This window comes from Lysinibacillus sp. GbtcB16, from assembly GCF_019091145.1.
In the GTDB taxonomy this organism is placed as follows: Bacteria; Bacillota; Bacilli; order Bacillales_A; family Planococcaceae; genus Lysinibacillus; species Lysinibacillus fusiformis.
The window spans coordinates 163,976-181,699 of sequence record NZ_JAGXJV010000004.1 but is presented as its reverse complement, the minus strand read 5'-3'; the positions used below and the strand labels follow the sequence as shown (position 1 = coordinate 181,699).

Here is a 17,724-nt window from a genome sequence, read left to right as displayed (position 1 = left end):
TGTAATGGGAACTTTTAGAAAACGACCAATTCGCTATCCGCTTTTTGTTCTTTCCATTTTTGGAATTGTGACGTTCGTACTTCTATGTATTTGGAATATCGGGATAGGTATAGGTTATGGAATAGGTTTTGCTTTACTGATGGTCTACACATGGAAGGTGGAAAAGATTGCTTTTGAAGAAACTGAAAAGCATATAGAATCCATTTCATTCCGCATGAAAAAAGTAGGGGAAGAAGCATTGCTTGAAATGCCAATTGGGATACTGTTGGTGAACGAGCAATATGAAATAGAATGGTCGAATCCATATATGCAAGGTATCTTAAATATGGAATCATTAGTCGGAGAAGGAATTGTTAATATATCTGATGATATCTATGTACTAATGAAGACTGAAGAAACAAATGAGGCTACAATTACATTACGTGATCGTAAATATCGTGTTTATTATAAAAAAGAGGAACGATTACTATACTTCTTTGATATTACTGAGCAGATTGCTATTGAGAAGCAATACTTTGCAGATCGTACAGTTATCGCTATTTTATTTGTTGATAATTACGATGAAATCACACAGGCCATGGATGACCAACCACGTAGTTTAACGAATACAATGGTTACTTCAATCGTCAATGAATGGGCTGCTGAGCATGGTGTATTTGTAAAACGAATATCATCAGATCGGTTTTTAGCAGTATTAAATGAGTCAATTTTAACAGAGCTTGAAAAGAAAAAATTTGCTATTTTAGATGTTATCCGAGAAAAAACAGCGCAAAAGAATTTATCTTTAACATTAAGTATTGGTGTAGGAGCGGGTTCGTCCTCCCTAGTGGAGCTTGGCGAATTGGCACAATCAAGTCTGGATCTCGTATTAGGACGTGGTGGTGACCAAGTTGCCATAAAGCAACCTACAGGAAAGCTAAAATTTTATGGCGGGAAAACGAATCCGGTTGAAAAGCGCACACGTGTTAGAGCTCGCGTCATCTCACATGCATTACGTGATTTAATTCAAGATAGTGATCAAGTATTTGTTATGGGACATAAAAGCCCTGATATGGACTCGATTGGTGCATCTGTCGGTGTTCGGAAAATGGCACAAATGAATGATGTGAAGGGCTATGTCATCATAAATTTTGATGAGTTAAATGGTAGCGTTACACGTTTAATGAATGAAATAGAGAGTAAATCTGATTTCTATGAAAACTTCCTAACACCAGAGGAAGCTGCAGGGAAAATGACCGAAAAGTCCTTGCTTGTTATTGTGGATACACATAAACCTAATTTAGTTATTGATTCACACCTATTAAAGCTAGCTGAAAAGGTTGTTGTAATCGACCATCATCGACGAAGTGAGGATTTTATTGAAAATCCAACACTTGTTTATATGGAACCGTATGCCTCATCAACTGCTGAGCTGGTAACTGAGTTATTAGAGTATCAGCCGAAGCGAGCAAAGATTAATATGCTAGAGGCTACTGCACTACTAGCGGGTATTATTGTCGATACGAAGAGCTTTACACTTCGAACGGGTGCACGTACGTTTGAAGCTGCCTCGTACCTACGGACGAATGGTGCCGATACAGTATTAGTGCAACGTCTTTTAAAAGAAGATGTAGACACCTATATTGAGCGATCAAAAATAGTGCAAACGGTTAAATTCGTAAAGCCAGGAATTGCTGTAGCTGTAGGTGAGGAATCGAAAGTGTATGACTCTGTCTTAATTGCACAAACAGCAGATATTTTACTAACTATGAAGGATGTTGGTGCATCCTTTGTTATTGCACATCGGGCAGATGGAAAAATAGGAATTAGTGCCCGATCACTAGGCGAAGTCAATGTCCAGCTTATTATGGAAAGACTTGGCGGTGGTGGTCATTTAACGAACGCTGCCTGCCAAGTAGAAGCCAAAACCATTGATAACGTGAAAACACAATTAGAAGAGGCCATAGAAGAGGTCTTTGAAGGGAGTTCTGACTAATGAAAGTAGTATTTTTAAAAGACGTTAAAGGAAAAGGAAAAAAAGGTGAAATTAAAAACGTAGCAGATGGTTACGCACAAAATTTCTTAATTAAAAATGGCTATGCAGCAGAAGCAAACGCTCAAGCACTAAGTCAATTAGATGGTCAGAAAAAATTAGAAGAAAAAAATGCTGCTGCTGAACTAGCAGAAGCACAAGCGTTAAAGGAAAAAGTAGAAACATTAACAGTTGAGCTAAAAGCAAAGTCTGGTGAAGGCGGTCGTCTATTTGGTTCAGTGTCTACCAAGCAAATTGCTGATGCCCTACAAAAAGTGCATGGCATTAAAATTGATAAACGTAAAATGACTTTAAATGATGGAATTCGTGCACTAGGCTTTACAAATGTTCCTGTAAAACTACATCATGAAGTAACAGCTACATTAAAAGTACATGTAACGGAAGAATAAGGAGCGACGATCCATGAACGAACCGATGATGGACCGCGTTCCACCGCATAACCGGGAGGCGGAGCAATCGGTTATCGGTGCAATTTTCCTTGAGCCACAATCTTTAATCACAGCATCGGAAATTTTATTGGCAGATGATTTTTATTTAAACGCCCACAAGAAGATTTTTGAAACAATGCTACGGTTAAGCGATCAAGGAAAAGCGATAGATGTTGTTACAGTTACAGAAGAATTATCAGCTAAAAAAGAGATTGAAGACGTTGGCGGGCTATCCTATTTACTAGAGCTCGCCAATGCTGTCCCTACAGCTGCCAACGTTGCTCACTATGCTAAAATCGTTGAGGAAAAGGCACTATTACGTCGCTTAATTCGTGTTGCTACTAAAATTGTTGAGGATGGCTACACACGAGAAGACGAAGTAGAGGCATTACTAGGCGAAGCAGAGAAAAAAATGATGGAGGTTGCCAATAGGAAGAATGCGGGGGACTTTAAGCATGTGAAAGATGTGCTAGTGGAAACCTTCGACAACATTGAGCAGCTTCAATCACAAAAGGGAGATGTAACGGGGATACCGACAGGCTTCCGTGATTTGGATAACATTACTGCTGGCTTCCAACGTAATGATTTAATTATTGTAGCTGCCCGTCCATCCGTAGGGAAAACTGCCTTTGCCTTGAATGTTGCGCAAAGTGTTGCCGTACAGGCACGAGAGAATGTTGCAATCTTCTCTTTAGAGATGGGTGCAGAGCAACTTGTCATGCGTATGCTATGTGCAGAAGGAAATATTGATGCACAAGTTTTACGTACAGGTGCTTTAACTACGGAAGATTGGGGTAAACTAACTATGGCAATGGGGAGTTTATCGAATTCAGGGATTTTTATTGATGATACACCGGGTGTACGTATTAATGAGATTCGTGCAAAATGTCGACGTTTAGCTCAAGAAAATGGGCTTGGAATGATCCTGATTGATTATTTACAGCTTATTCAAGGTAGTGGGAAACCAGGCGAGAACCGTCAGCAAGAGGTATCTGAGATTTCACGATCGCTAAAAGGACTAGCACGTGAATTAAAGGTGCCTGTTATTGCCTTATCGCAGCTATCTCGTGGAGTGGAGCAAAGACAAGATAAACGTCCGATGATGAGTGATTTACGTGAATCGGGAAGTATTGAGCAAGATGCTGATATTGTAGCCTTTTTATACCGTGATGACTATTACGATAAAGAGTCTGAAAGTAAAAATATGATCGAAATTATTATTGCAAAGCAACGTAATGGTCCAACAGGGACTGTTACACTTGCCTTTAAAAAAGAGTTCAATAAATTCATTAATGTGGATTGGTCACAAATGCCACCGCCACCGTCACGTGATTAATCATGTGCGTCATTCAGATAAATTGCCTCTACAAATTAACCTTAGACTGAATTAATCTGAATGTTCGATAATATTCATACCATTCTGTTATTAAACACGAACGTTGAATCAGATTTTTTGATTTTATGTTCGTGTTTTTTCACTATTTTTTATTGACGAGGTGTTTCTATCATTGTTACAATGATTGAGGCTAAAAAATTGAGATACACAGGTATCTAACGGAGGTGCTGATTATGACATCAGTAGTAGTTGTAGGAACACAGTGGGGAGACGAAGGAAAAGGTAAAATTACGGATTTCCTTTCGCAAAAAGCCGATGCAATCGCTCGTTTTGCAGGTGGAGATAATGCAGGACATACCATTAAAATAGATGGTGAAACATATAAACTACATTTAATTCCATCAGGTATCTTCTATAAAGAAAAAACTTCAGTTATTGGTAATGGATTAGTTGTCAATCCAAAATCAATAGTAACAGAACTAAAAGGCTTACAAGAACGTGGCATTAATACAGATAATTTACGTATTTCTAATCGTGCACATGTTATTCTGCCGTATCATATAAAGCAAGATATTGCGGATGAAGAAAGCCGCGGAGATAATAAAATTGGGACAACTTGTAAAGGGATCGGACCATGCTATCAAGATAAAGTAGCTCGTATTGGTATCCGTATGGCTGATTTACTTGATAAGGATATTTTTGAAGAAAAACTACGTCATAATTTAGCCATTAAAAATAAATTATTCGAGAAATTCTATGAAGTTGAAGGTGTTACTTTCGAAGAGATTTTTGAGGAATACTATGGTTATGGTCAAGAAATCGCAAAATATGTGACAGATACATCTAAAATTTTGAATGATGTACTTGATGAAGGCGGTAAAGTATTATTTGAAGGCGCTCAAGGTATTTTGCTTGATGTCGATCAAGGTACGTATCCATATGTTACATCTTCAAATCCTGTAGCAGGCGGTGTAGCAATTGGTGCTGGTGTTGGTCCTTCACTTGTAACAAGCGTTATTGGAGTATCTAAAGCTTATACATCTCGAGTAGGTGATGGTCCATTCCCTACAGAATTATTTGATGAAGTAGGTCAGCAAATTCGTGAAGTTGGTCGTGAATATGGTACAACAACAGGCCGTCCACGTCGTGTAGGTTGGTTCGATACGGTAGTTGTTCGTCACTCACGTCGCGTAAGTGGTATTACGCATCTAGCACTTAACTCAATTGATGTTTTATCTGGTTTAGAGACAGTAAAAATCTGTACAGCCTATAACTATAAAGGTGAAACAATTACAGAGTACCCAGCAAATCTTCATATTATTGAACAATGTGAACCAATCTATGAAGAGCTTCCAGGCTGGTCTGAGGACGTTACAGCATGCCGTACTTTAGAAGAGCTACCTGAAAATGCACGACGCTATGTAGAGCGTGTTAGTGAATTAACAGGTATTCAAATTGCTACTTTCTCAGTTGGTCCTGCTCGTGAGCAAACAAACGTATTAGTAGATGTTTGGGAAGCCTAATAAAATAAATACAAGAAAAAGGGCGTGCCATAGATGGTACGCCCTTTTATTAGTGAATATCCTTCTTCTTGAAACGACCACCTTTTACCTCTGCTATATTACCAATGGCTAAAAATGCATTGTCATCGATATCGGCAACAATGGTTTTCAGCTTCGATTCTTCCAAGCGAGTAATAACAGTAAAGATGACCTTTTTATCATTTCCTGTATAAGCCCCTTCACCATGAAGGAAAGTGACACCACGACCAAGTCGATCCATAATGGTTTGTCCAATTTCATCAATAGCATCACTTATGATATAAACTGATTTTGATTCTTCCAACCCTTGAATGACAATATCAATCATTTTATAAGCAATATAGTATGCAATGATGGAATACATAGCTTGTTCCCAGTTAAATACAAATCCTGCTATTGCAAAAATAATAATGTTGAAGAACATAATGATTTCTCCAACTGAAAAAGGAGTTTTACTATTAAATAAAATTGCCAATATTTCAGTTCCGTCTAAAGAACCACCATAACGAATGACAATACCGACACCAACTCCTAAAATCATCCCACCAAAAACTGTGGCCAATAATGTATCTTCCGTAAATGGGTGTAGGTTATGTAAGGCAAGTGTTGCAGTAGAGAGTACAGTAATACCTAGCCCTGTGGACAGCGCAAAGGTTTTACCAATTTGTTTGTAGCCTAAAAAAATAAAAGGTAAGTTTAAAATGAAGATGAAGATACCAAGGGGTAAATTTAATAAATGAGATGTAATAATGGAAACACCTACGATGCCTCCATCCATAATGTGGTTGGGTACTAAAAATAACTCTAAGCCCAAAGCCATAATGATTGCACCTAACGATACCATAATAATCCTTAGAAATGTTTTACGCATGTTACTTTTCTGATGCCGCAGCATTTTTGCTGCCATATCAGAGGTCTGTGAATCACTCAATTTAATCGCTCCAATCCATAATGTGCCTTCTTTTATATTTTATCGGAATATTAAAAAAGTAAAAAGTATTATGCCTAAATTCACTTGAAAAAAATAATAGAATACTATACCAATGGCTAAGTATATGATTTTTAATACGGTAAATAATGTTGTTCAATACCCATTTTATGAATAAAAATACAGTATTTATCAACTATATAAAATATATTCTATGTAACAATTAGTAGATAAATAATACATTTACATTACAAAAGAGTGAAATCATTCAAACGCTATTTTCTTTATGATACATTATAAGGGTGCAAAAATTCCTTGTGGGTAAATCATCCTATCACAAGGGAAAGTTGGAAGGGGCTTTATTGATGAATTCGTTTTGGAATAAAAAAGAAGAAAACAATAGATTCACCTACAATTTTTCTTCTTTTAAAAAGGTTTCGATCATGGCAGTTTTAATGACGAGCCTAACGATAAATATGGGTTTTGCTAAAGAACATACGAAAGAAAATTTAAATAAAATATACCATGTTTATGTGGGAAATGATTATATTGGTGCAGTATCTGACGAGAAAGCTATTCAAGAAGTTATTACATCAAAAGAAAAAGAAGCAAGTCAGCAATTCAAAGAGTTATCTATGGATGCTAGCTCATCTGTTAAAATAATCCCAGAACAGGTTTTTACGAATGAAACAAAAGATGCAGAAACATTATCCAAACTAAAGCAATCTTTAGTAGCGAAATCGGATGCTTTTACATTACTAGTAAATCATAAGCCAGTCGTATCATTAAAAAATACGGAAGCCTATGAAAAAACGGTTCGACTGTTGAAGCTACAATATATTTCTCAGCCAGAGTTAGATAAATTAGCGAAAAACCAACAATCTACAATTAATTTACCAGAATTACAAGCAGGCGAATCACGACTTTTAGATATTTCATTTAAACAGGATGTTTCAGGAATATCTCAAAAAGTTACACCAACTCAAATCTTAACACCTGAGCAAGCCGTCAACTATTTAATGACAGGCTACCTTGAACAAGATAGCTATAAAATTCAATCAGGTGATGTATTAGGTTCTGTCGCAAAAAAACATAATTTAACAACGAGTGAACTGCTAGATTTAAACCCTGATGTAACAGTTGATACTGTTTTACAAGTTGGACAGGAATTGAATGTAACGGTGGCAAAGCCATTTGTAAATCTTGAGGTTAAAAAGAAAAAGAAAGTAGCAGATGTGATTCCATTCAAAAAAGTAGTGGAAGAAGATCCTACTATGTATAAAGGTGAAAAGGTCATCAAGCAAGAAGGCGCTAATGGTAAAAAAGAAACAACCTACGCCCTAACGTCTGAAAATGGTAAGCAAACAGCAAAAGTTGCATTAGAAGAAAAAGTAACCCAAGAGCCAGTGGACCAAATTGAAGTAGTTGGGACAAAGGTAATCTCTTCACGTGGTACAGGTGAATTTTCATGGCCAGCTGTAGGAGGCTATATCTCAAGCGGTATGGGCGAACGTTGGGGCGCCTTCCACCGTGGAATCGACATTGCTCGTCCAAGTAATTATAATATTTTGGCGGCCGATAATGGTGTAGTTAGTGCAGCTGGTACGTCTGGTACTTATGGTAATCGCATTGTTATTAATCACAATAATGGGTATACAACGCTTTATGGACATCTATCTTCTATTAATGTTGAAGTAGGACAAGTAGTGGAAAAGGGTTCTGTTATCGGCATTATGGGTTCTACTGGAAATTCGACAGGCACACATTTACACTTTGAAGTTGAAAAGAACGGTTCATTAGTCAATCCGTTATCATATGTAGGTCGATAAACATATTTAATAGTAGACAGTCCAAATAGTGGGCTGTCTTTTCTATTATTTCCCGAGAAATACTTGTTGAAATATAGCCCATTATGTCAAAGTATTTAAAGTGATTGATGAACGATTAATGCAAGGAAACTGAAAGCATGATAGAGTTAAGAGTAGTGAACTTACAAATACAACATGTTTAAGAATAGATAAAAAACGAAAGGGAGAGAATGAATGAACAAAACGATTTTAGTTGTTGATGATGAAAAACCAATCGCAGATATTCTGCAATTTAATTTAATAAAAGAAGGATATAAAGTGATATGTGCGTATGATGGTGATGAGGCACTAAAGAAGGTTGAGGAAGAGCAACCAGATTTAATGCTACTAGATATCATGCTACCAAAGCGCGATGGTATGGAAGTATGTAGAGAGATACGGAAAAAATATGATTTCCCTATTATCATGCTGACGGCTAAAGGCTCTGAGATTGATAAAGTATTAGGCTTAGAAATGGGCGCAGATGATTATGTCACTAAGCCATTCAGTACACGAGAGCTTATTGCTCGTGTAAAGGCCAATATGCGACGTTTACAGGTTGCTGCACCTGCAGCAGAAGAAGCAGAAGAGGAATCAAACGAAATTGTTGTAGGATCCCTTGTTATCCAGCCGGATGCTTATTTAGTAATGAAGCGTGATGAGGCTATTGAGCTTACTCATCGAGAATTTGAGCTACTACATTATTTAGGTAAACATATTGGACAAGTAATGACACGTGAACATCTTTTACAAACGGTATGGGGCTATGACTACTTTGGGGATGTTCGTACTGTTGACGTAACAATTCGTCGTTTACGTGAAAAAATCGAGGATAATCCTAGTCACCCTGCTTGGATTGTCACAAGACGTGGTGTAGGTTATTATTTACGAAATCCTGAACAGGAGTAATCGGAATGCAGAAAGTGAGCTTCTTTAAATCCATTCATGTCAAACTAGTGCTGATTTATATTTTATTAATATTGCTTGCTTTACAAATTATCGGTATTTATTTTGCTCGCCAGTTAGAACAAAATTTGAAGAGCAACTTCCAAGATTCTATCTTTCAGCGAGTTGACCTGATGCAATATAGTCTTCGTGAGGAAATTTTAAAGGAACGGGACGAAAGCATGCCTAAACTAGAGGAAAGCTTGAAGTCAATCGTTACAGAGTTTTCAACGGGTTTAAGAGACGTTTCTAATGGTGATATTTTAGAAATTCGTGTCATTGATGATAGACAAAGAATACTTGCCACATCTGAGCTCGAGAATCAAAATTTAATAGGACAACGCTCTAACACAGACCTTGTGCGTCGTGCGATATCTGCTGAAACGCTCTTTGATATTATAAAACTCGATAACAAAACGAGGAATCGAGTATGGGTATTGGCAAACCCGATTCGAGCTGGTGCAGGGCCAGACGATGAAATTATAGGCGTTCTATATATTGAAGCGAATATTGAGTCCGTTTTTGAACAAATGAACGAAATTAACCGTATTTTCCTTGGCGGCACAGCTATGTCGTTAGTCTTTACTATCTTTTTAGGTATTCTCGTTGCTCGAACAATAACACAACCAATTGCTGATATGCGAAAGCAGGCTCAAGCGATGGCAAAGGGCAACTATTCTCGCAAGGTAAGGGTATATGGTACAGATGAAATAGGTCAGCTTGCCGTTACCTTTAATCATTTAACCAACCGTTTGCAAGAGGCACAATCCACCACTGATGCGGAGCGGCGAAAGCTAGATTCAGTCCTTAGTAATATGACAGATGGCGTTATTGCGACAGATCGTAAGGGACGTATTATTTTAATTAATGACCCGGCGCTGGAGTTACTGCATATTTCAAGGGATATTACACTAGGTCGTCCCATTGCCTCGGTATTAGGGATTGATCAGGAATATAGCTTTGAAGATTTAATTCATATGAGTGATGCTATTAATTTAAATTTCAGTACATCAGATGCACCTTATATATTACGTGCCAATTTCTCGGTTATTCAAAAAGAGACAGGCTTTATTAATGGTCTTATTACTGTATTACACGATATAACAGAGCAGGAAAAGATAGAAATGGATCGTCGCGAGTTTGTATCGAATGTATCCCATGAATTAAGAACACCATTAACAACTATGCGTAGTTATTTAGAGGCACTAGCAGATGGGGCATGGAAGGATGAAAATATTGCTCCTACATTTTTAAACGTAACGCAAACTGAAACAGAACGTATGATTCGACTAGTCAATGATTTATTGCAATTATCACGAATGGATAGTTCAGACTATGAGTTAAACAAAGATATTGTCTTATTTAATTCATTCTTTAACCGAATTATCGATCGATTTGAAATGTCTAAGTCTGATAAAGTACAGTTTGCACGATTATTCCCTGAAACCTCCTTTTATGTAGAAATTGATACGGATAAGGTGACACAGGTCATTGATAATATCATTTCGAATGCCATCAAATATTCTCCAGATGGCGGAAATATTCGCTTTGGCTTCACGGGGCAAGGTGACATGCTAAAAGTCATGATTTCAGATGATGGCATGGGGATTCCTAAAGAAAATGTAGGCCGCATTTTTGATCGCTTCTATCGTGTCGATCGGGCCCGTGCTCGTTCTATGGGAGGAACAGGCTTGGGGCTTGCTATTGCGCAGGAAATGATTGAAGCGCATGGCGGAAAGATTTGGGCAGAGAGTGAGGAAGGGCAAGGCACGACAATTTTCTTCACATTACCATATGATGCAGATGAATTTGGTGAGGCAGGTGAGTGGGAATGAAATATATAGAGCCAGTTAAATCTGTTGTTTTATTTCTACTTGTCATGCTAAGTGTGATTCTAACTTTTTTGATTTGGACGTACACACCAGATTATAAATATATTGAAAATACGGAACGGAAGGAAATTTTAATTAAGCCACAAAAGGAAATGGAGGATATTATTCGTCCATACAAGGCTATTTTCCGTTTTGATGAGGGTTATACAGGCACAGTATCTAATAATTCCATGAAGAATTTGATGAAAACTTTTAAAGGCTGGAACGTTCTAGATTTAGAGCCTGTTAACAACAACCTTTCGCCAAACTATGTAAATCAAATTATTGGCGCAGACCATCGAATGACAATCTTTTTCACTGGTGAGGTTCCATTTTCAGCCTTTAACACCATTTTTCAATTTGCTGATAAGGAGTTACCAGAAACAACCTTCAATCGTATGATTATTGACTGGAGTAATTCAAGCACCAAAGAGTTAATGGTTTATTACATTAGTAGTAATAACCAATCATTATTCCGCTCACATGTAAGCGTGCCAAACATGAACCAATTTATACAGGAAGTCATAGAGCCTGCAAAAAAATATGGTGCGTTTAAAGAAATTGAGCGAGAAAATCAGACATCTCTTTATGTAGATAACAATAAAATGGAATCTGTAAAATTTACGTACTATATTGAAGAAATCACACCAGAATTATTTAAAAATGTGTTATTTACAGATCCAAATATAGTGCGACGCAATGTTGAAAGTGCTTCTTCTGAAAAATATACAGATGGTATGTCATTAATGACATTAGATACAAATCTAAAGTCATTAAACTATGTTTATCCAGCTGCAGAAAGCAGTATTAGAATAGAGCCTTCAAAATTGCTAAAAGATAGCTTTGAATTTATCAACGAGCATGGTGGATATACTGCCGATTTCCGTTATGCTTCAACGAACACAAATAAAAATCAAATGGATTATCAATTATATTTACAAGGTTTACCGGTCTATAGCAATCATGTCATTACCCGAATGACGACAATTTGGGGAGATAGCCGGATTTTCCATTATAAGCGTCCATACTTCTCATTAGATATGGATATTGAAGCAGAAAAGGAAATTAAAGAATTATCGTCGGGAGCAGATATTGCCGAGAGATTAAAAGTTGGGAATAATATTGCCTTAGCAGATATCGATGAAATTGTTTTAGGTTATTATTTAACACAAAATCAAGAACTAAATATATTTACATTTGAACCTTGTTGGTTTGTCATCCGTAATGGATCTTGGATTAAACTAACTCCTGAAGTTTTAGGAGGTGTTAAAAATGGATTGGAATAGAACGAAATCTATTTTTATATTCGTTTTTTTAATTCTAAACATCTTCTTATATTCCCTTTATGTAAATCGCTATAATGAGGCTAAAGATATTGAGGTACCGGGTGAAAAAACAATAGAAGCTCGTTTAAAAGATGATAATATTACGTATGGCTCCTTACCAAATAATATTGAGTTTGCTTCGTATATGACAGCACAAGTGCATAAATTCACTACAGATGAATTTAGTAATAGTAACCAACAAATTACATTTAGGGATAATACGAATACGAAAGTTCGTGCTATTTTCTTAAAGCCTGTTAAATTACGGAATGTGAGTGATGATGCAAGCTTTACGGATTTTGCTGTTGCAAACGTAAATGAGGGAGCATCGTATGCCTTATGGAAAGTAGATCGCGAAGAGCGCATCGCAATTTTTTTCCAGAAGACTAATAACCGGATGTTCTATTACAATGGTTCATTAAAAATTAAATGGAATACCAATAATGAAGTAACTATGTATGAGCAAACAATGATTGATAATATTGAAGAAATGGAACAACAGGAAACTGTCATTCCTCCCCTTCAAATTATTCAAACTTTATATGCAAAAGGACCGCTCAAGCCAGACTCACGTATTACGCAAATGAAGTTAGGTTACTCAACACTTGTTAAATTGACTCGTACACAGGTATTAGTGCCAACATGGGAAGTACGAGTGAAATTATCGGATGGAGAAACAGAAGAGTATTTTGTCAATGCAGTAGAAGGCAAAGTCATTGAAATCCAGGAGGACAAGCAAGAGGGCGAAGAAGAAGACTGGGGAGTTGAATAATGCGATTTAGTGTTTTAGCAAGTGGCAGTACAGGGAATTCGATTTATGTAGAGAATGACGATTATGCCTTTATCGTGGATGCTGGTCTTAGCGGGAAAAAGATGGAGCAGCTATTTACAAAAATTGATCGTAATATGAAGCAGCTTAGTGGAATTTTCGTTACACACGAGCATAGTGATCATATTAAAGGGATAGGTGTACTGGCACGAAAATATAATGTACCGATTTATGCAAACGCCAAAACATGGCAGGCAATGGACGGGCTAGTTGGTGATATTCCTGTAGAGCAACGTTTTGAGTTTGACATGGATACAGTGAAGCATTTTGGCTCTTTAGCTGTTGAATCTTTTGCTGTTTCACATGATGCAGCAGATCCAATGTTCTACACATTCCATGAGGGTAGTCGCAAGCTTGTTATTATTACAGATACAGGGTATGTCAGTGATCGTATGAAGGGTATTATACGCGGAGCAGATTCCTTCGTTTTTGAAAGTAATCATGATGTTAATATGCTTCAAATGGGACGTTATCCTTGGTCCATTAAACGCCGTATTTTAAGCGATGTAGGACATGTGTCCAATGAGGATGCAGCGATTGCAATGAGTGAGGTCATATTTGATAAGACGACCAATATCTATCTTTCGCATTTAAGTAAGGATAATAATATGAAAGAGCTGGCGCGCATGAGCGTGTCACAAACCTTACAATCCTGTGGCGTTATGGTTGGCGAACACGTTCATCTTTTTGATACAGATGCAGAGGAGCCAACAAAATTAGTAACGGTTTAACGACTCGTTATTTAGGTAAAACTTAAAGCTGTTCGACGCATTTGAATAAATGCGTTGGGCAGCTATTTTTATGTCCATTTTATTTGTTTTTCATCTGATTTTAATGTTTGAATCGTAAGATTAGGGTAACAATTAACAAAAGCAGTAAAGGAAAGGATGAGGAACGTGAGTTATTTTCAAGATGATGATAAAAACAGTGATTTCCTAAAAAATGATGAAATACCGAAATCACCTCTTCAAGAAAGACTAGAGCGCGAGGAGCAAGAAATGCAGGCCAAGCGTCATAAAAAGAAAGGTGGAGGCGGAGGAAAAGGTGGCTATTTCTTTAGTGGCTTAGTCGGCGTCATTATAGGTGCCTTACTTGTTTGGCTGATGTTGCCTGGTCTGGTCAATCAAATGCCTGGTACAACATCAAGTAATACAGGGAAAAATAATACGACCATTGATCAAGTTGCCACAGAGGTAACGACGGATGTTACAAAAGCCGTTGATAAAGCTTCTCCAGCCGTTGTGGGTATTACTAACATTCAGGAAGTAACAAGCGGAGGATTTTGGAGCCAGCAATCAACAACAACAAAAGAAGCGGGAAGCGGTTCAGGTGTAGTGTATAAAATTGAAGGTGACAAAGCCTTTATCGTAACAAATAATCACGTTATTGAAGGGGCTAAACAACTAGAGGTCACAATGCCTGATGGAACAAAAGAGCAAGCCGAACTAGTGGGCCATGATGTTTGGACAGACCTTGCCGTTATTTCAATTAGCTCAAAAAATGTAAAAACAGTAGCAACATTCGGTAACTCCGATGTGTTAAAACAAGGGGAAACAGTTATAGCAATAGGTAATCCACTTGGCTTAGATTTCTATGGCTCTGTGACAACTGGCGTTGTTTCAGGTAAGGATCGTTCTGTACCAGTAGACTTAAACGGTGATGGCACAGAAGATTGGCAGCAAGAAGTATTACAAACGGATGCAGCCATTAATCCAGGGAATAGCGGAGGAGCACTTGTCAATTTAGCTGGAGAGTTAATAGGGATTAACTCCATGAAAATTGCAGAATCCTCTGTGGAAGGTTTAGGTTTCTCTATTCCAATTAATTCAGCCATTCCGATTATTGAGGAGCTAGAGAAAAATGGTGAAATGAAACGTCCAACAATGGGAATTTCATTAGCTGACTTAACAGATGTTCCAGCCTTCTACCAACAACAAACATTAAAATTACCAGCTGAGGTGACAACAGGAGTTGTGATTACAGATGTAATGAATAACTCACCAGCATCCAAAGCAGGAATCCAACAATATGATGTTATTGTGGAAATGGATGGTCAAAAAATAGAAACAGCCATTGATTTACGTAAACATCTATATAATGAGAAAAAAATCGGTGATCAATTAACATTAAAAGTTTACCGCCAAGGTAAATTGGTAGAACTTACACTTACATTAACGAACGGTAATTCATTATAAAAGGATGAATAGCAGTGGGGATTGAAAAAATCTCCGCTGCTTTTTTGTGGAGATAGAGAAGTCCTTTAATAAAATATTGTGGATAACTAGAAAATTATGAATACTGATTGTATACAATAAACAGTGAGGAAAAGGCACTTCTTCCATACATGCTATTCCTTTGATACAATAGGTTGTGGATAACATAGACCGAAATGTGAATAAGTTTGTGGAAATTTCGGAAAATAAGGAGACATCAAAAAATGGAAAAATACAGCTGTGAAAGCCATATAGAACACGCTTTAGACATGTTTGTAGCAGAGCAAAAAGTGTTCCCAATTATGGATAAAATCGAAGAGGGAAAAAAGTTATCCACAAAGTGTAGCTACTGTGAACAGCCAGCAGAATATATTGTATCAAGTAAATAACTTTACACAATATATAGCATTGGCATGTGGATATGTTGATAACTTTTGTGGATAATTTGTTTGTAAATGAATTGTAAAGGTGGATAACGTGTGAATATAACGATTGTATCAGTCGGCAAGTTAAAAGAAAAGTACTTAAAAATGGGGATCGATGAGTACGTAAAACGACTAGGCGGCTATGCAAAAATGGATTTGATTGAGGTACCTGACGAAAAAGCACCCGAACAACTTAGTGATGCTGAAATGGATATCGTGAAGAAAAAAGAGGGAGAACGGATACTAGCCAAAATTAGTGCAGACGCGTATGTCATTGCCCTCGCTATCAATGGCAAAATGAAAACCTCTGAACAAATGGCTGCTGATCTTGAATCTCTCATGACCTACGGCAAAAGCAAAATTGCCTTCGTCATCGGCGGCTCCCTAGGCCTACACGAAGACGTCCTAAAAAGAGCCGACGAGCAACAATCCTTCGGCAAAATGACATTACCGCACCAGCTCATGAAGCTTGTACTCGTAGAGCAGGTTTATCGAAGCTTTAGAATTATGAAGGGAGAACCGTATCATAAGTAAGTGCGGTTTTTAATAAACCATCGATTACAGTTATTTTAATGTAGTTGGTGGTTTGTTTTTTTGTTTGCTGGGATTTGAGAATTTGCAGATACATTGGGGTAGGACGTAACGTATTCGTTCTAAAATAAAAATAGAAGATGTAATAGAGATATTATTATTAAATTTAAAATTGAATGAAGTATATTAATTCTTATTTTTACTTTTTTTGTATTTTTTATTGATTGTCTATATAATATTTTAAAAGATAATTTAGGTGTGATTTTATAGGAAGGTGTGAATTAATTTGGCTAAGGATTTAACTAGTTCAAATATTCAAAGACAAAATATATAAAATAATGAAGGAATAAAGCTAAAAATTCTAGAAGCAATAGAACAGGGAGAGCTATTAAAAAAACTACAATTAGCCGCATTACGGAAAACCGTATCATAATTAAGTAAGGTTTTTCAATAATACAAATATTGGTTATCTCATTGTAAATCTTTAGGGGTAATCTATTAATTTATTTATAAATAAAGGAGTGTAAAATCGAAAATGTTTAATTTATCGAAAATAACAACACAGGACTTAATTCAATGCGTCGGAATATTATTAACACTTGTTGTAATTGGTGTTTCGATTAGTCAATTTAGTAAAAATGTAAGTAATTCAATTAGTCAAGCCAAAAAGCAAGTGGCATTAGAACAAACAAGTGAATTGCCACTACAAGTTTCAGAGTTTTGTATCAATGCAAGTAATGTGGCTACTGTAGTTTTGCTTACAGAGAATGGTATTGATATAGATGTTGCAATTGAAGCAGAATACAAAGCATCTAAAGAAAAACAAGATGCTTTGTTACCAATAATAAAAAATAATATTTTAGCATATGGCTCAAATGATGCATTACAATTATTTATTGAGTTTGAGAAAGGGATATCAAATCCTGATAAAAATCAAATTGATATTAATGTTTACTACTTGTTGCCTCTCCTCCTTTCGCAAGTAAAAATGGATGTAACGGGAGAAGTAGTAGATCCAATGATTTTTTTAAATTCATTAATGCCTCAATTTAAAGAACATAATCCCAGGGCTAAGGAATATATTAACGAGTTAATCGTTGATTTAAACTTAGATAAAGAACTTAGTTCGAAATAATTGTTTGGGTCGAAGGGACAGCTTTTAACAATCACCTTATCATTATTATCTTATTTGTCTATTTCTAATAAAAGCCACAAAGTGTTTATTAAGTTCGGAATAGTGCGAGAACTAGGCTACTTTTACTGACTGGAAAAGCCTATTGGAAGTTAAGGCTAATCAATTTAGATCAGGCTAGTGATGTTCTTACGTCCAACTCTTTCAGTATTTCAGGGTCGTATTACATAACAGGAGGTACCTCTCACACTGCTTCTCTAACATGTAAACCAGTTTGGTCGTACCAAGGGCAGATGCGAAAGGAAAAGAATATTTAATGTAAAAACCGCACTTTGACTAGG

15 protein-coding genes are annotated in these 17,724 nt (G+C 36.7%); 14 read left to right on the top strand and 1 reads right to left on the bottom strand.

Features of this window, described 5'->3' with window-relative positions:
- The first annotated feature begins 4 nt into the window (after positions 1-4).
- The 4 genes from KVT27_RS16990 (at position 5) to KVT27_RS16975 (ending at position 5,319) form a co-directional block, all read left to right on the top strand.
- Positions 5-1,975 carry a DHH family phosphoesterase gene (locus KVT27_RS16990; protein ID WP_036121881.1) on the top strand — a complete coding sequence of 657 codons (1,971 nt, stop codon included), beginning with the start codon at positions 5-7 and terminating at the stop codon, positions 1,973-1,975.
- Complete coding sequence (rplI, locus tag KVT27_RS16985) at positions 1,975-2,421, top strand: 50S ribosomal protein L9 (protein ID WP_036121876.1); 447 nt, start codon at positions 1,975-1,977, stop codon at positions 2,419-2,421. The genes KVT27_RS16990 and rplI overlap by 1 nt, the downstream gene beginning before the upstream one ends.
- Positions 2,422-2,434: 13 nt before the next feature.
- Positions 2,435-3,796: a replicative DNA helicase gene (dnaB, locus tag KVT27_RS16980; RefSeq protein WP_008177941.1), complete on the top strand. Its 1,362-nt coding sequence runs from the start codon at positions 2,435-2,437 to the stop codon at positions 3,794-3,796.
- Between the two features lie 233 nt (positions 3,797-4,029).
- Positions 4,030-5,319: an adenylosuccinate synthase gene (locus KVT27_RS16975; RefSeq protein WP_008177939.1), complete on the top strand. Its 1,290-nt coding sequence runs from the start codon at positions 4,030-4,032 to the stop codon at positions 5,317-5,319.
- Positions 5,320-5,368: 49 nt separating this feature from the next.
- On the opposite strand, the gene KVT27_RS16970 is transcribed toward KVT27_RS16975, so the two are convergent.
- A complete protein-coding gene (locus KVT27_RS16970; protein ID WP_042737493.1) occupies positions 5,369-6,232 on the bottom strand; it encodes a YitT family protein in 864 nt (287 codons plus the stop codon).
- A 398-nt stretch (positions 6,233-6,630) separates the two neighbouring features.
- On the opposite strand from KVT27_RS16970, the gene KVT27_RS16965 reads away from it, so the two are divergent.
- The 10 genes from KVT27_RS16965 to KVT27_RS16920 all read left to right on the top strand — a co-directional run bounded on the left by KVT27_RS16965 (position 6,631) and on the right by KVT27_RS16920 (position 17,386).
- Complete coding sequence (locus KVT27_RS16965) at positions 6,631-8,094, top strand: M23 family metallopeptidase (protein ID WP_150906440.1); 1,464 nt, start codon at positions 6,631-6,633, stop codon at positions 8,092-8,094.
- Positions 8,095-8,307: 213 nt separating this feature from the next.
- Complete coding sequence (gene yycF / locus KVT27_RS16960; RefSeq protein WP_008177934.1) at positions 8,308-9,021, top strand: response regulator YycF; 714 nt, start codon at positions 8,308-8,310, stop codon at positions 9,019-9,021.
- A 5-nt stretch (positions 9,022-9,026) separates the two neighbouring features.
- Positions 9,027-10,892 (top strand): cell wall metabolism sensor histidine kinase WalK, encoded by a 1,866-nt coding sequence (gene walK / locus KVT27_RS16955; RefSeq protein ID WP_036121866.1) that lies wholly within the window; start codon positions 9,027-9,029, stop codon positions 10,890-10,892.
- The gene (locus KVT27_RS16950) at positions 10,889-12,214 is read left to right on the top strand and encodes a YycH family regulatory protein (protein WP_036121863.1); all 1,326 of its coding nucleotides are present in this window, start codon (positions 10,889-10,891) and stop codon (positions 12,212-12,214) included. Before walK ends, KVT27_RS16950 begins: the two co-directional genes overlap by 4 nt.
- Positions 12,201-13,025, top strand: a complete 825-nt coding sequence (locus tag KVT27_RS16945; RefSeq protein ID WP_008177929.1) for a two-component system regulatory protein YycI — start codon at positions 12,201-12,203, stop codon at positions 13,023-13,025. The genes KVT27_RS16950 and KVT27_RS16945 overlap by 14 nt, the downstream gene beginning before the upstream one ends.
- Positions 13,025-13,813: an MBL fold metallo-hydrolase gene (locus tag KVT27_RS16940; protein ID WP_036121857.1), complete on the top strand. Its 789-nt coding sequence runs from the start codon at positions 13,025-13,027 to the stop codon at positions 13,811-13,813. Before KVT27_RS16945 ends, KVT27_RS16940 begins: the two co-directional genes overlap by 1 nt.
- A 165-nt stretch (positions 13,814-13,978) precedes the next feature.
- Complete coding sequence (locus KVT27_RS16935; protein WP_036121854.1) at positions 13,979-15,277, top strand: S1C family serine protease; 1,299 nt, start codon at positions 13,979-13,981, stop codon at positions 15,275-15,277.
- Positions 15,278-15,519: 242 nt separating this feature from the next.
- Complete coding sequence (locus KVT27_RS16930) at positions 15,520-15,684, top strand: CxxH/CxxC protein (RefSeq protein ID WP_150906442.1); 165 nt, start codon at positions 15,520-15,522, stop codon at positions 15,682-15,684.
- Between the two features lie 90 nt (positions 15,685-15,774).
- Entirely contained in the window at positions 15,775-16,254 is a 480-nt protein-coding gene (rlmH, locus tag KVT27_RS16925) for a 23S rRNA (pseudouridine(1915)-N(3))-methyltransferase RlmH (protein WP_036121853.1), read from the top strand.
- Positions 16,255-16,786: 532 nt separating this feature from the next.
- Positions 16,787-17,386: a hypothetical protein gene (locus tag KVT27_RS16920; protein ID WP_031416823.1), complete on the top strand. Its 600-nt coding sequence runs from the start codon at positions 16,787-16,789 to the stop codon at positions 17,384-17,386.
- The last annotated feature ends 338 nt before the right edge of the window (positions 17,387-17,724 follow it).